General features: G+C 71.5%; 16 protein-coding genes and 1 tRNA gene. 14 read left to right on the forward strand and 3 right to left on the reverse strand.

Features of this window, described 5'->3' with window-relative positions; genetic code table 11:
• The 6 genes from WD250_17155 to WD250_17180 form a co-directional block, all read left to right on the forward strand.
• The coding region (locus WD250_17155; GenBank protein ID MEX2621945.1) for a hypothetical protein at nt 1-98 on the forward strand (98 nt) is incomplete at its 5' end.
• Nucleotides 99-330: 232 nt separating this feature from the next.
• Nucleotides 331-492: a 50S ribosomal protein L33 gene (rpmG, locus tag WD250_17160; protein ID MEX2621946.1), complete on the forward strand. Its 162-nt coding sequence runs from the start codon at nt 331-333 to the stop codon at nt 490-492.
• Between the two features lie 33 nt (nt 493-525).
• A complete protein-coding gene (gene infC, locus WD250_17165; GenBank protein ID MEX2621947.1) occupies nt 526-1,062 on the forward strand; it encodes a translation initiation factor IF-3 in 537 nt (178 codons plus the stop codon).
• 84 nt (nt 1,063-1,146) lie between these two features.
• Entirely contained in the window at nt 1,147-1,575 is a 429-nt protein-coding gene (locus tag WD250_17170; protein MEX2621948.1) for a MaoC family dehydratase N-terminal domain-containing protein, read from the forward strand.
• Entirely contained in the window at nt 1,576-1,995 is a 420-nt protein-coding gene (locus WD250_17175; protein MEX2621949.1) for a MaoC/PaaZ C-terminal domain-containing protein, read from the forward strand.
• A gap of 82 nt (nt 1,996-2,077) precedes the next feature.
• The gene (locus WD250_17180; GenBank protein MEX2621950.1) at nt 2,078-3,988 is read left to right on the forward strand and encodes a SpoIID/LytB domain-containing protein; all 1,911 of its coding nucleotides are present in this window, start codon (nt 2,078-2,080) and stop codon (nt 3,986-3,988) included.
• A 381-nt stretch (nt 3,989-4,369) separates the two neighbouring features.
• On the opposite strand, the gene WD250_17185 is transcribed toward WD250_17180, so the two are convergent.
• The 3 genes from WD250_17185 to WD250_17195 all read right to left on the reverse strand — a co-directional run bounded on the left by WD250_17185 (nt 4,370) and on the right by WD250_17195 (nt 7,561).
• Entirely contained in the window at nt 4,370-5,008 is a 639-nt protein-coding gene (locus tag WD250_17185) for a hypothetical protein (protein MEX2621951.1), read from the reverse strand.
• Nucleotides 5,005-5,523 (reverse strand): hypothetical protein, encoded by a 519-nt coding sequence (locus tag WD250_17190; GenBank protein ID MEX2621952.1) that lies wholly within the window; start codon nt 5,521-5,523, stop codon nt 5,005-5,007. Before WD250_17190 ends, WD250_17185 begins: the two co-directional genes overlap by 4 nt.
• 223 nt (nt 5,524-5,746) lie before the next feature.
• Nucleotides 5,747-7,561, reverse strand: a complete 1,815-nt coding sequence (locus WD250_17195) for an N-6 DNA methylase (GenBank protein MEX2621953.1) — start codon at nt 7,559-7,561, stop codon at nt 5,747-5,749.
• A 138-nt stretch (nt 7,562-7,699) separates the two neighbouring features.
• On the opposite strand from WD250_17195, the gene WD250_17200 reads away from it, so the two are divergent.
• The 8 genes from WD250_17200 to rpoB form a co-directional block, all read left to right on the forward strand.
• A tRNA-Trp gene (locus WD250_17200) sits at nt 7,700-7,775 on the forward strand.
• Between the two features lie 61 nt (nt 7,776-7,836).
• Complete coding sequence (gene secE, locus WD250_17205) at nt 7,837-8,118, forward strand: preprotein translocase subunit SecE (protein ID MEX2621954.1); 282 nt, start codon at nt 7,837-7,839, stop codon at nt 8,116-8,118.
• 398 nt (nt 8,119-8,516) lie between these two features.
• Nucleotides 8,517-9,047, forward strand: a complete 531-nt coding sequence (gene nusG, locus WD250_17210) for a transcription termination/antitermination protein NusG (protein MEX2621955.1) — start codon at nt 8,517-8,519, stop codon at nt 9,045-9,047.
• Between the two features lie 116 nt (nt 9,048-9,163).
• On the forward strand, nt 9,164-9,586 hold the full coding sequence (rplK, locus tag WD250_17215) for a 50S ribosomal protein L11 (GenBank protein MEX2621956.1): 423 nt from the start codon (nt 9,164-9,166) through the stop codon (nt 9,584-9,586).
• Between the two features lie 43 nt (nt 9,587-9,629).
• Nucleotides 9,630-10,388: a 50S ribosomal protein L1 gene (gene rplA, locus WD250_17220; protein ID MEX2621957.1), complete on the forward strand. Its 759-nt coding sequence runs from the start codon at nt 9,630-9,632 to the stop codon at nt 10,386-10,388.
• Nucleotides 10,389-10,633: 245 nt separating this feature from the next.
• A complete protein-coding gene (rplJ, locus tag WD250_17225; GenBank protein MEX2621958.1) occupies nt 10,634-11,161 on the forward strand; it encodes a 50S ribosomal protein L10 in 528 nt (175 codons plus the stop codon).
• A gap of 27 nt (nt 11,162-11,188) precedes the next feature.
• Nucleotides 11,189-11,575 (forward strand): 50S ribosomal protein L7/L12, encoded by a 387-nt coding sequence (rplL, locus tag WD250_17230; protein ID MEX2621959.1) that lies wholly within the window; start codon nt 11,189-11,191, stop codon nt 11,573-11,575.
• A gap of 335 nt (nt 11,576-11,910) precedes the next feature.
• Nucleotides 11,911-14,279: DNA-directed RNA polymerase subunit beta (gene rpoB, locus WD250_17235; GenBank protein MEX2621960.1), on the forward strand; the 2,369-nt coding region annotated here is incomplete at its 3' end.

Here is a 14,279-nt window from a genome sequence, read left to right on the forward strand (position 1 = left end):
TGATCGCGCCGATCGCGATGGAGGAGGGTCTGCGGTTCGCCATCCGTGAGGGTGGACGCACCGTGGGCGCCGGCCGCGTCACCAAGATCGTGGAGTAGTCTGGGTTCATGGGCCAGACGGGGTGCCGCTGGTCCGGCTCCGGGGGACGCTGCGCTCGCTGAGACCTTAGCCCCCTCCGCCGGACCAGCGGCACCCCGTCCGATCCCGATGGAGGGTCCCTCGACCGCACCGACGACCCCGCCCTCCCAACCCGTCGGGGCCACAGGTCGCGGCCGGGGCCGGCGGGCGTCCCCCCATCACCCCTAGCAAATCGTCGAGGAAGGTAGGAGAATGGCCAGTGATGTTCGGCCGAAGGTGACGCTCGCCTGTGTGGAGTGCAAGGAGCGCAACTACATCACCAGCAAGAACCGCAACACGCAGCGGGAGCGGCTGGAGATGCGCAAGCACTGCCCGAGGTGCAATCGCCATATGGCCCACCGTGAAACCAAGTAGCGTGGTGGCGGCCCGCCGCACCACTGGAGGAGCATGACCAAGCGTCTCAACGTCAACGCCGAGATCCGCGCCAAAGAGGTGCGGCTCATCGGTCCGGAGGGCAAGCAGATCGGCGTCGTGCCGCTGAAGATGGCGATCGACGCGGCCAAGCAGCTCGATCTCGACCTCGTCGAGGTCGCGCCGCAGGCCAACCCTCCGGTCGCCAAGGTCATGGACTACGGCAAGCACCTGTACGAGCAGGAGCGGGCCGAGCGAGAGGCGCGCAAGCAGCAGCGCGCGACGGGTCAGAAGGCGATCCGGCTGCGCCCGAAGATCGACGACCACGACTTCGCGACCAAGCAGCGCCAAGCGCGCAAGTTCCTGGAGACCGGGCACTCCGTGCGCGTGCAGGTGATGTTCCGCCGGCGCGAGATGCGCCGGCCCGAGCTCGGCACGCAGCTGCTCGACCGGTTGTCGGAGGACCTGGCCGACGTCGCCCAGGTCGAGACCCGCTCGTCGATGGAGGGCCGCTTCACCACGATGGTGCTGGCGCCTCGCGGTGGGGACGGCGCGGCGGCCGACGGCACGTAGCGGCCGGCCGGCCTCGTCGCCCAGCGTGCCGAGTGGCGCCGAGGCTGGACCGAGGAGGACCCCATCGCGCTCAACACCGACCGCATCGGCCACCGCTACCCGGCGTACCGGTACGAGGTCAGTCGCGAGAAGATCCGCGAGTACGCGCTGGCCACCGGGGTCACCGATCCCGCCTACACCGACGACACCGACGACACCGCCGACGTGGTGGCGCCCCCGACCTTTGCGGCGTGCTTCACGGTGGTGCGGGGGGGCGAGGCGATGTTCGCCGACCCTGAGCTGGGCGCGCACCCGCGGCTCGTGCACGGCGGCCAGGAGTTCGAGTGGCACGGTGCGCTGCGCCCCGGTGATGTCGTGGAGTGCACCCCCTGGATCGCCGACATCGTTGCGCGCCGTGGCAACGACTTCGTGACCCTGCAGATCGACTGTGTCGACGCGGCCACCGGCGAGCCGGTCGTGACCAGCCGCGGGACCCTCGTGTTCCTCGCCCCCCCAGCCGAGGAGCCGTCCTAGATGCCCCACTACGACGAGGTCGAGATCGGCCAGCAGATCCCTGCGGAGAGCGAGACGGTCGACCAGGCCCAGCTCATCCGCTACGCCGGCGCCAGCGGCGACTTCAACCCGCTGCACTGGCAGGACGAGTTCGCCGCGTCGGTCAGCCCGACCGGGGGCGTCATCGCGCACGGCATGCTCAACATGGGCCTGGTCTCCCGGGCGGTGACGGCCTGGGCCGGTGGTCCCGAGCGGGTGCTGCGCCTGGCCGCGAGCTTTCGGGCGCCGTGCCCGGTGGGTGCGACCGTGACGGTCGGTGGTGAGGTCGTCGAGCTCGACGCCGAGCAGCGCACCGCGACCCTGTCGGTCTGGGTCGAGCTGCCCGACGGGAGCAAGGTCGTGGACCGCCGCCGGTCCCGCGCGGTCGTGCAGCTCCAGTAGCCGCTCGGGGAGTCGACGGGCGTCCGCTACCCTGCGGACGTCGGCGCGGGTCCCCCTCCTCCCGCTGCGGAAGGTGATGCGCGTGGCCTCGCCCCATCATGCCGGTATCGGCTTCGCGATCGTCGGCGTGCTCCTGGCCGCCACCGTGACCGTCGGCATGGCCGACCAGCCGGCGCCCGTGCCCGTGGCCGACTCCCCACCGCCGACCGTGGCGTTCGAGCCCCGCGAGCCCGCCCGCGCCCCGACCGGGCAGCCGATGCGTGCTGCCCGTCCGGCGCCCGCATTTCGGCTCACCGGCAGGGGGGAGGGCCACGGTGTGGGTCTCAGCCAGTGGGGCGCCTACAGCATGGCCCGCGGGGGCAGCGACCACGAGAGCATCCTGCGTCACTACTTCACCGGCGTGGCGGTGGGCTCGCACCCAGCGGCCTCCGGCGAGGTGCGGGTGAACCTTTTCCACGCCAACCCGGTCGTCGGCGATCCCGGGCGGGTGCACCTGCAGTCGGTGGGGGGCGGGGTGACGGTGGCGCTCGCGCCCGGCGCCGCGCCGCACCTCATGCCCGCCGGCACGGAGTGGACCGTGGCGCACGACAGTGCCCTCGTCCTGCTCGACGGCAACGGCGCGGAGATCGATCGCGGTCCAGGACCGGTGGCCGTGACCTATCCGGGGGGCGGGCCCGCGGCCCTGCGTCTACCCCAGTTCGCCCGTTCCGGGGCCCGCCACGAGGGCGGCCTCAACCGCGGGCAGCTGGAGATCACCGCCGGCGGCGGGGTGCTTCGCCCGGTGGTGGCGCTGCGCATGGACGACTACCTGGCCGGCATCGACGAGATGCCGGGCGGCTGGCCGGTGGAGGCGCTGAAGGCACAGGCGGTCACCGCCCGCACCTTCGCCGCTCGTCGTGCGCAGGCGGGCCTGCGCCCCGAGTGCGCCTGTCACGTCACCGCCACCATCGGCGACCAGGTCTACGCGGCCTACGGCCACGAGGGCGCCCCGGGCGCTGCGACGTGGGCAGGCGCGGTGGCTGCCACGGCCGGGAGGGTGCTCACCTTTGAAGGCGCGCTCATCGAGGCCGTCTACTCCGCCGCCCACGCCGGCGCCAGCGAGCACGTCGAGGAGTCGTGGGCCTTCGACGCCAGGACCTTCCCCTACCTGCGCAGCGTCACCGACCCGTGGGTTGACGACCCGGTCGTCGCCGCGGAGTACCGCCGCGCCGGGTGGGCGCATGCGGTCGACCACGGCGTGCTGGCCGACCTGGTCGGGCTGGCCACCGTCGCCCGCGTCGAGGTGACCGCCCGCACCGCCGGCGGCAGCCCCCGGGAGCTGGCGGTGTCCGGCTGGAACATGGACGGCCAGCGCGTCGCGCACGTGCCCTACCGCGGGGAGGGCATCGGGGTGGCCTCCGCCGCGCTGTACCTGACGTTACGCGCCCGTGATGCGCACCCGCCCTCCCAGCAGATCGCCGAGTTCGGCTTCACCGCCTTCCCCGACGTGCCCGGCCTGTCCCCCCACGCCTACAACATCGCGGCGATCGGCGAGCGCGGCATCACCACGGGTCGCGTCGACGGCTCGTTCGCGCCCGCTGACACCGTCCGCCGGGACCAGATGGCCACCTTCCTGGCTCGCGCCCTGGACCTGGCACCCGTGGAGGAGGACCACTTCTCCGACGTCGCAGTGGACTCGGTGCACCGCCGCGCCATCAACGCGGTCGCCCAGGCCGGCATCACCGCGGGGTTCGACGACGGACGGTTCGGGCCCGCCGAGGCCGTGACCCGGGAGCAGATGGCCGCCTTCCTGGCGCGGGGCTTGGGGCTGGCGCCGCTCGACGGCGACCGTTTCGCCGACATCGCCGGCTCGGTGCACAACCAGTCGATCAACGCGGTGGCCGAGGAGGGCGTCACCGCGGGCTGCGAGCCGAGCCGCTTCTGTCCCCGCGATCCCGTCAGCCGCGGGGAGATGGCGAGCTTCCTCGCCCGGGCGATCGGCTACGGCTGGTAGGGCCGCGCGGGGTCCGCGCAGCTGGGGGAGGACGACGGCGACGACGACGAGCGTGGCGCCGCCCAGCTGCGCTGCGCTCAACGCCTGCCCCAGCACGGGGTGCCGTTAAGGAAGCTCGGCTGGGCTTCGCCTTGACCCTGAAGTTCCTGCTTTGGCGAGGTCGGTTCCCACGGGGCTGCCACGAGCTGGCTGACACCGCCGTGGCCCACGTCGCCCGCCAGGTGGGTGTGTCGGCGGGCGAGTTCGGATGGTACGACATGACTGGCCGGACGGCCCAGCGCCACCGCCTATGTGCGGAGCGACGTCACGATGGAACCGCACATAATCACGGCTGCCGCGCGTGTGGTAGTAGCTGTGAGCGAGACCGTCCGGCGGCGGGGTCTATGAGCCGTCGGCGGTGATATCGAGATCTTCCAGCCGCGGGTGGGGTTCGACCAGGCCGATTCCTGCCAGTTCGTCGCCCCAGTCAGAGGCCGGGTTCCATCCGTCGTCGGGCAGGTGCGTCGCGGGGCCGGCGTCACCGAACACGGTGACGTTGCGGGCGCCGTGCGGCGCCATACGCGACCAGGTGCGCACCGCGTCCCGGCCTTCGGCGTCGAGCAGGTCGGCCCACGCCCAGTAGCGCTCGTCGTGGGTGCCGGCGCCGAACTCTTTGGGCAGCCCGCCGTCGCGCGCAGTGGTGTCCGCTGCCGACTCAGGCGGCGGGGGCGTGTGTTGCCAGACGCGCAGCCGGTCGAGCAAGGACGCGGGCACGAGCGCGTCGAGGTCGTCGGGGTCGGTGAGCCGCTCATGCAGCGCGCCGAGGTCGTCGTCGTTCCAGTAGCAGGAGCCGCGCCCGCCGGCCAGGTCGAGTCGGCCGGCCTGCCGTTCGCGCTCGTTGCGGCAGGAGAAGTGCCACGGTGAGTCGTGACGGGCGTCACAGACCCGCGACAGGCGCCCCAGGTCGGCGGCGGCGACGTCAGGGATGGCGGCGGCCCGGTCGGGTGTGGGACGTGGGACGGCGGTGCGGCGGCGGCTCACGCGGCGAGCCTGCCGGCCAGCCGTCCTGCTGCCTGCTCGAGCCGCTGGTCGATACCGTGAGCCCGGACGTGATCGAGGGGGCTGACGCCCTCAAGATCCCGGCGCGGCCCGGTCATCCACGAGATCAGCTCGAGTGCGTGGCCGTCACGCCACGGCAACTGCTGCCACAGGTCGATCATCTCAGCGGCGGGTTCGAGCCACCCTTGCCTGGCGACGAACTGGAAGGCGGGCCAAGCCCACCGACCGTCGGCCGTCTTGAAGCCGATAAGGCGGCCATTGCGGCATCGATCGCGCACGGCCTCATCGCTGATGGGCTTGCGCCCGGGGCCCGGAAGCAGCCGCTGGAGCTGGCCCGTGGTGTAGACCGGACCGATGCGTTCTGCCCAGCGCGATGGCGCGGGGCGGGGCAGCACCATGGCCAGCGCGTCGGCGACCTCATCGGGGTCGCCGGTGAGCCGGCCTTGGTCCGCGAGGTCGTCCAGGACCGGCCGCAGGGCCTTGAGGTAGCGGTCCACGTCGGCGCGCCCTGCGGGTGCGTCGGTCGGCATGACGTCTCCCTTCGGCTACCCCAAGTATGCCAAGCCCAAGCCTCCAAAGCAATGCCAGGAGCTGGCCCTACGGTTCCTAGTCAGTTGGCCGGGCCAGGCGGCCACGGTGAGGGTGGTGGTCTGGCCGGGCTACGCGCCGGGGGGAGTGGCCGGGCTACGCGACCCCGGTGGGGGTGGTGGTCTGGCCGGGCTACGCGCCCCGGGAAGCCCCCGCCGCCGGCCGCCACGGCGGCAGGCGCTCCCGCCACCAGGCGATGAGGGCGTCGGCGTCGTCGACCGCGTAGGCGCGGCACAGCGCCGTGCCGCAGCGCTCGAGCGCCTGGCGCCACTCCTGCGCGGTGGCGGCGGCCGCGGCCTGGCGCATGGCTGTGGCGCCCGCGTCCCAGTCGGGGCCGGCGACCGGAGCCGGGAGGGCGGCGACATGCCGTGCGCTCAGGGTGATCGCGTCGCTCGACAAGGCGGCGCCGGCGTGGCGTCGCTGTGCCACCGCCGTCAGCGGCGGCGAGCTCAGCGCGGCCGCGACGTGCCACAGGCGTGCCGGCGGGGCCTGGACGGTGATCGTGGGCGTGGACGGCAGCCAGTCGCCGGACTCGTCGACCACCGCCTCCAGGACCCGGGACTGGGTCGCCAGGAGCACCTTCGGCACCTGACGGGCGCGCGACCAGGGCCCGAGGCGGGTCCCGGCGCGCAATGCCTCGACGTCCACCCGCGGACGGGTGAACCGCTGCTTGGCGAAGCGGGTGGGCACCAGACCCCACAGGCTTCGCGCCGGGTCGATCAGGCCGGTGGTGACCAGCCGCGGGTAGCGACGTTCGTCGATCGGCCGGCCGCCGGCGGACCCCCCGTCCTCGAACACGTAGGGGATGAGCCCGTAGTACTGGTCGCGGAAGTCCGCCGTGGGGTGGCAGTGGTCCGCCAACGTGCCGTCCCCGACCACCACGGCAGGCGGGATCGCCAGCAGGTCCGCGACCAGGCCCGCCCACGTGGCGCCGGCGAGGCTTCGGGCTGGAGCGCGCAGCGGCGGCGCAACGCTGAACCCCGCGCCGGCCCGCCGGGTCACCGCCTCCTGCGGGCGCCCGACGGCGAACACGGGCGCGCAGACGCGCACACCGGCGTCAAACACCGCCTCACCGGCCCACCACAGCCACTCGAGGGCGGCTGTCTCCGCAGCCTCGCGGCGGGCCGGACCCGCGTCCCGCGCGACCAGGAACGAGTCCGGCAGGACGAGGCCGACCCGTCCCCCCGCGCCGACGCGGCGCAAGGCGAGCAGGAGGAAGAGATTGGCCGTGTCGGCGTAGCCGCCCGCGGCCGCGCCGAAGCGCGTCCGCAGCGCTCGGCGGGTGGCCGGGCTGCGGGCGGTGGCGGCTGCGAGCTGGCTCAGGAACGGCGGGTTGCCGACGACGGCATCGAGGCCGTCGGGCAGCGCGGCATCGTCGAGGAGGGCGTCGCCGACCCGGATGTGGTCCGCGGGCGGGGCGGTGCCGTGCGCGAAGATGGTCAGCGCGGTCCGGGTGACCGCGACCGCGGTGGGATCGATGTCCACGCCGTACAGGCGGCCGACGACCCGTCGCGGATCGCCCCCGCCGGTCACCAGGTGGCGGCCGGCCGCCAGCAGGAACATGCCGCCGCCGACCGCTGGGTCACCGACACGTGGGTCGCGGGCCAGGTCGGACGGGGGTCCGAGAACCGCTCCGACGATCGCCTCGGCCACGACCTCGGGGGTGTAGTAGGCCCCCGCGCTGCGCCGGGTCGGCCGTGGCCGCAGCGCCTCGTAGACCTGGCCGAGCAGCTCGGGCCTGGCGAGGTGCGCCGGCGGGGTCACCGCGGCCCGCAGGTCGCGACCGGCCGCATCGCCGGCCGGGCGCAGCGGGGCCGCATCGAGATCGACCCCGCGGCACCGCGCCACCGCGCCGGCCACAGCCCCGAGCACCATCGTCGCCGTGCTCGTCGAGTGGAGCCCCCGGATGTGCGCGAGGTAGCGGTCGAGCGCAGCGTCGCCGGCCATCACGGCAGGCTACGCCCGTCGCGGGTCGTCCGACGGCAGCCCGCCACCGGTTGTCAGGAGGGGGGTCGGTCCCCTATACTGGTGGTCCGCTGTCTCCCCGGGACAGTGGTTTTTCATGTCAGATGCATGGAAGACCAAAGGGGCGTAGCTCAACTGGTAGAGCGTCGGTCTCCAAAACCGAAGGTCGGGGGTTCGAGTCCCTCCGCCCCTGCCACCGCCGGACAGACGACCGGAACACGCCGCCGGTACGCGGCAGCATCGACGAGGAGCACCGTGTGAGTCGCGAGTTCAAGCGCGATATGGAACGTCAGAAGCGGCGCGCCGAGCAAGAGGCCGGCGTCGCCTCCGAACCCGTCTCCCCGGAGAAGAAGAAGCGCACGGGCGTGCGGCAGTTCCTCCGCGAGGTGCGGGGGGAGCTGAAGCGGGTGGTCTGGCCGTCGCGCAAGGAGCTGGCGTCGTACAGCCTCGTCGTGCTGGTCGCGTGCGCGCTGGTGGGGGTCTTCATCTTCGGCCTCGACCAGCTGTTCGGTGACCTCGCGCTGCGGATCTTCTCGTGAGCGAGGACCCCATGCCGCAGGACACGCCCGCGCTCGACGAGGTGGATCAGCCCGATGGGCCGCCCGTCCCCGCGGACCAGGCGCGCCCTGCGCCCGAGGACGACGACGCGCCCGCACCCGGCCTGGTCGGCGAGGACACCGCCAGGCCAGCCGGCGACGCGGACGAGCCGGCCCTGGAGGGCACCGACGTCCGGGCGCCCGAGGACGATCTCACCACTCCCGGCGACACCGACGACGAGTTCTCCGAGCTGCTCGCCGCGGCCGGGGCCGAGACCACCGCCGCGCCCGCCGAGGACGCCGACGGGCTGATGGCCGACGACGGCACCGCCGCGCCCGTGCCCGAGGAGGCGACGGACCCCGAGCCCGCGGCCCGGTCGGCGCGACTGGACTTCGCGCGCCTGCCGGGCGACTTCTACGTCGTGCACACCTACGCCGGCTACGAGGCCAAGGTGAAGGCCAACCTGGAGAACCGCATCCAGTCCATGAACATGGACGACCGCATCCACGAGGTCATCATCCCCACCGAGGAAGCCGTCGAGATCAAGGGCGGCAAGAAGCAGTCGGTCCAGCGCAAGGTATTCCCCGGCTACGTCCTGGTGCGCATGGACCTCGATGACGACTCCTGGTACGTGGTCCGCAACACCCCGGCCGTCACCGGTTTCGTCGGTCCGCCCGGCGCCCGGCCCGTGCCGCTGTCACTCAACGAGGTCGAAGCGATCCTCGCCGAGCCCGACGAGGCGGAGAAGGTCACCCCGACCGTCGAGTTCGAGAAGAGCGAGAACATCCGCGTGACGCAGGGGCCGTTCGCCGACTTCACCGGCACGATCTCCGAGATCAACGCCGACCAGTCCAAGCTCAAGGTCCTGGTCTCCATCTTCGGCCGGGAGACGCCGGTCGAGCTGGGCTTCGACCAGGTCGCGAAGCTGTGATGCCTGGGGCCCGACAGGCGCCGGTCCTCCGGGGCGGGTAAAGCCTTCTAGCCCACTCCGGCCCGGCACCTGTCGGGCCGACCCCCCCTCACTCCCGTCGAAAGCGAGAAATACAGATGGCCAAGAAGGTCATGGCGCTCATCAAGCTGCAGATCCCCGCTGGGCAGGCCACGCCGGCCCCCCCGGTGGGTCCTGCGCTGGGTCAGCACGGCGTCAACATCATGGAGTTCTGCAAGGCGTACAACGAGCGCACCCAGGCCCAGACCGGTGATGTCGTGCCGGTGGAGATCACCGTCTTTGAGGACCGCTCGTTCACGTTCGTCACCAAGACGCCGCCGGCGGCGAAGCTGCTGCTCAAGGCGGCGAAACTCGACAAGGGCTCCGGCGAACCGAACCGCAACAAGGTCGGGACCATCTCCCGCGACGCGGTCCGCGAGATCGCCGAGCGCAAGATGGACGACCTGAACGCGATCGACATCGCCGGCGCGACCAAGATCATCGAGGGCACCGCCCGTTCGATGGGCCTCGTCGTCCGCTGATCCACCCCTGACCCGAACCAAGCAGCAACGACGTGGGAGGGCGGTGACCCGCCCGTTCGCACCACAGGAGGACGTGTTCATGGCCCGCAGCAAGCGCTACCTGGTCGCGCTCGGCAAGATCGACGCCGACCACCTCTACGCCCCGGCCGCCGCCATGCGGCTGGTCAAGGAGACCGTCACCGTCTCCTTCGACTCCACCGTCGACCTGGCGGTCCGCCTCGGGGTCGACCCCCGCAAGGCCGACCAGATGGTGCGCGGCTCGGTGGCCCTGCCCCACGGCACCGGCAAGACCGCCCGGGTGGCGGTCTTCGCGGAAGGCGCACGCGCCGAGGAGGCCGTGGAGGCCGGCGCCGACATCGTCGGCTCCGAGGAGGTCGCCGCCATGATCGAGGCGGGCAACCTCGACTTCGACGCGGTCATCGCCACGCCCGACCAGATGGCCAAGGTCGGGCGCTTCGGCAAGGTGCTCGGCCCCCGTGGCCTCATGCCCAACCCCAAGACCGGCACCGTGACGATGGACGTCGCCAAGGCCGTCGCCGAGATCAAGGCCGGCAAGGTCGACTACCGCACGGACCGCCAGGCCAATGTCCACGTCGTGATCGGCAAAGCCTCCTTCGACGCCAGGCAGCTCGTCGAGAACTACGGTGCCGTGATCGACGAGCTGATGCGCCAGCGCCCGGCCGCCGCGAAGGGCCGGTACCTGCGCACCATCCACCTCTCCACCTCGCAGGGTCCGTCGATCCGCGTCGACCCGTCCCGCACCCGGGACCTGTGGGAGGAAGAGGAGCTGGCCGCCTCCTAGCGACGCCCCGCCTCCGCTGCAGACCGCCGCCCCCTTCCCGGTGGCCCTTCCCCTGGTCGGGAGCTGGCCGGCTTGGTGAAGTCGGGGGCGGTGCGGTAGGGTTGGAGTTTGCCGTAGACCGTTGGTTCCGCGCTCGCGCGGTGTAAGAGGCCCGAGGGCCGGCCAGCCGAGGTTCGCTCCTTCCGAGCGCACGTGCCTCCCGGTCTGCGGGAGGTTTTTTTCGTCGCCGGCAAGGAGCGCACCTGATGGTACGACCAGAGAAGGTCGCGGTGGTCACAGAGGTGCGCGAGCGCCTCAGCGGGTCGACGGCGGCGGTCCTGACCGAGTACCGCGGGCTGACCGTGCCCGAGCTCGCGCAGCTGCGCGCCGACCTGCGCAAGACCGATGCCGAGTACAAGGTCCTCAAGAACACGCTGATGCGCCTGGCTGCGCGCGACGCGGGGCTCGACATCCCCGACGAGCTGCTCACCGGCCCCACCGCGGTGACGTTCTGCGCAGGTGATCCCGTCGCGGTCGCCAAGGCGCTGCGGGCGTTCGCCAAGGACCACCCGGCGCTGGTGGTCAAGGGCGGGATCCTCGACGGGCGGCTGCTCGACGCCACCGAGACCATGCAGCTCGCCGACCTGGAGTCGCGCGAGGAGCTGCTCAGCAAGCTCGCGGGCATGTTCATGACCATCATCGCCCAGCCCGCGCGCCTCGCGCAGGCCAACCTGACCAAGGCGGCACGCCTGTTCGCGGCCCTGGCCGAGAAGAAGACCACCGACGAGTCGTAGCAACCCTCGCGCACAAGGAGACCCACCATGGCGAAGATCAGCCCCGACGACCTCCTCGAGACGTTCAAGGAGATGACCCTGCTCGAGCTCAGCGACTTCGTGAAGAAGTTCGAGGAGGAGTTCGACGTCACCGCCGCAGCACCCGTGGCTGCCGCTGCCGCAGGCGGCGGCGCCCCGGCGGTCGCGGAGGCGGAGGAGGAGCAGTCCGAGTTCGACGTCGTCCTCAACTCCGCGGGCGAGAAGAAGATCCAGGTCATCAAGGAGGTGCGCGCCCTCACCAGCCTCGGCCTGAAGGAGGCCAAGGACCTGGTGGACGGCGCCCCCAAGCCCGTCCTGCAAGGGGTGGACAAGGAGACCGCCGACAAGGCCAAGGAAGCCCTCGAGGGCGCCGGCGGCTCGGTCGAGATCTCCTAGTCCCCGCCGCTCGTCGGGTGCGGCGCACCCTTGACACCGGGTGCTCGCGCACCCTTGACACCCGGACGGCTGCACGGCACCCTTGCGCAGCAGGCCGTGTCTCAGACGTCCGTGAAGGAGTTGGGTGCGCACAGCTGCAGGTTCGCGTGAGGGAATGTCGCTCTTGAAATGCAGTGTAGCCATGCGCTACACTGCTCCTTCGCCTTGTCAGCTGCCGCCGGTCGCCACCCCTTCAGCCCCGCTTCCGGGGCTTGCGTAGCGTATCCGGGGCGCCTTCGGCACCCCCGGCGCTGCGCACCGTGATCCGCTCCCTTTTCTTCATGGAGGAGTAACCCTTGTCGACGCTTCGTGTGAGCGACGGCGCGCCTGCGCGCGCCAGCAACCGTGTGTCCTTCGCGAAGATCCAGGAGCCGATGCCGGTCGAGGACCTCGACCTGATCGCCATCCAGCGGGGGTCGTTCAAGTGGCTGCGCAGCGGCGGCCTGGCGGAGGTCTTCGAGGAGATCTCCCCGATCGAGGACTTCACCGGGCAGATGGCACTGTCGTTCTCCGAGCATCGATTCGAGGATCCCAAGCACTCCGAGGACGAGTGCAAGGAAAAGGACATGACGTACTCGGCGCCGTTGTTCGTCACGGCGGAGTTCGTCAACCGCGGCACCGGCGAGATCAAGTCGCAGACGGTGTTCATGGGCGACTTCCCCATGATGACGAACGGCGGGACGTTCATCATCAACGGGACCGAGCGGGTGGTGGTGTCCCAGCTCGTGCGCTCCCCGGGGGTGTACTTCGACAAGTCGCTGGACAAGGCGGCCTCCCGCGACGTCTTCGGCTGCAAGGTCATCCCGTCCCGGGGGGCGTGGCTGGAGTTCGAGGTCGACAAGCGCGGCTTCGCCGGCGTGCGCGTGGACCGCAAGCGGCGCCAGCACCTGTCCGTGCTCTACCGCGCGCTGCGGGGCATCGTCTACGACCCCGACAGCCGCGAGTACGTCCTGGCCGACCGCGAGACCCTCGACGAGCCGATCCCCGACGAGGAGGTGCTCGCGTTCTTCGACGGTGCGGAGATGATCGCCCGCACCCTCGAGAAGGATGGCTTCTCCACCCCCAGCGAGGCGCTGCAGGACATCTACCGCAAGCTGCGACCCGGTGAGCCGCCCACGGCGGAGAGCGCCGGCGGGCTGCTCATCAACCTGTTCTTCAACAACAAGCGCTACGACCTCGCCAAGGTCGGCCGTTACAAGGTGAACAAGAAGCTCGGCGAGGAGCTCGTGCGACTGGGGCTGCGCAGCCCCGAGGACGCCAAGCCCCTCTCGGCGGAGTCGGTCCCGCCGCGGCTGGTGCAGGCCGCCGAGGGCGCCGGCAACCAGGCGGCCGCGGCGCTGCCGGCCGACGAAGCCCGCGCGCCCTCGTTCTCCTCCATCCTCACCAAGGAGGACGTGCTGGCGACCATGTCCTACATGGTCCAGCTGGCCAACGACGTCGACGGCTACGACACCGACGACATCGACCACTTCGGCAACCGCCGCCTGCGTAGCGTCGGTGAGCTCATCCAGAACCAGGTCCGCATCGGGCTGTCGCGTATGGAGCGGGTCGTGCGCGAGCGCATGACGACGCAGGACGTCGAGGCCATCACGCCCCAGACCCTGATCAACATCCGGCCGGTCGTGGCCTCGATCAAGGAGTTCTTCGGGGCCAGCCAGCTGTCCCAGTTCATGGACCAGACCAACCCCCTGTCGGGCCTCACGCACAAGCGGCGCCTGTCCGCCCTCGGGCCCGGCGGGCTGTCCCGCGAGCGCGCCGGCTTCGAGGTGCGTGACGTCCACGTGTCCCACTACGGGCGCATGTGCCCCATCGAGACCCCGGAGGGCCCGAACATCGGCCTCATCGGGTCGCTGGCCACGTTCGCCCGCATCAACGAGTTCGGGTTCATCGAGACCCCCTACCGCAAGGTCACCGACGGGCTGGTCACCGACCAGATCGACTACCTGACGGCCGACGAGGAGGACCGCCAGGTCATCGCGCAGGCCAACGCCAAGCTGGGCGACGACAGCCACTTCGCCAGCGCCTTCGTGCTGTGCCGCGCGAAGAACGGCGAGGTGCGCGAGGTCCCGCCGGCCGAGGTCGACTACATGGACGTGAGCCCCCGCCAGATCGTGTCGGTGGCCGCCGCCATGATCCCGTTCCTCGAGCACGACGACGCCAACCGTGCGCTCATGGGCACGAACATGCAGCGCCAGAGCGTGCCGTTGATGCGCAGCGACGCCCCCTTCGTGGGCACGGGCCTGGAGGCCAAGGCGGCCCGCGACGCCGGGGACGTGGTCGTCGCGGGCAGCGGCGGCACTGTCGTGGAGGTCGCGGCCGACCGCATCATCGTCAAGACCGAGGACGGCAAGCTCGAGAAGCACTTCCTGCGCAAGTTCGAGCGCACCAACCAGGGCACCTGCTACAACCAGCGGCCCATCGTCGAGGAGGCCGAGGAGGTCGTCGCCGGCCAGGTGATCGCCGACGGGCCGTGCACCGACACCGGTGAGATGGCGCTCGGGCAGAACCTGCTCGTCGCGTTCATGTCGTGGGAGGGCTTCAACTACGAGGACGCGATCATCATCTCGAGCCGGCTGGCTCGCGACGACGTTCTGACCTCGATCCACATCGAGGAGCACGAGGTCGACGCCCGCGACACCAAGCTGGGCGCCGAGGAGATCACCCG

Source organism: Egibacteraceae bacterium (assembly GCA_040905805.1).
GTDB lineage: Bacteria > Actinomycetota > Nitriliruptoria > Euzebyales > Egibacteraceae > DATLGH01.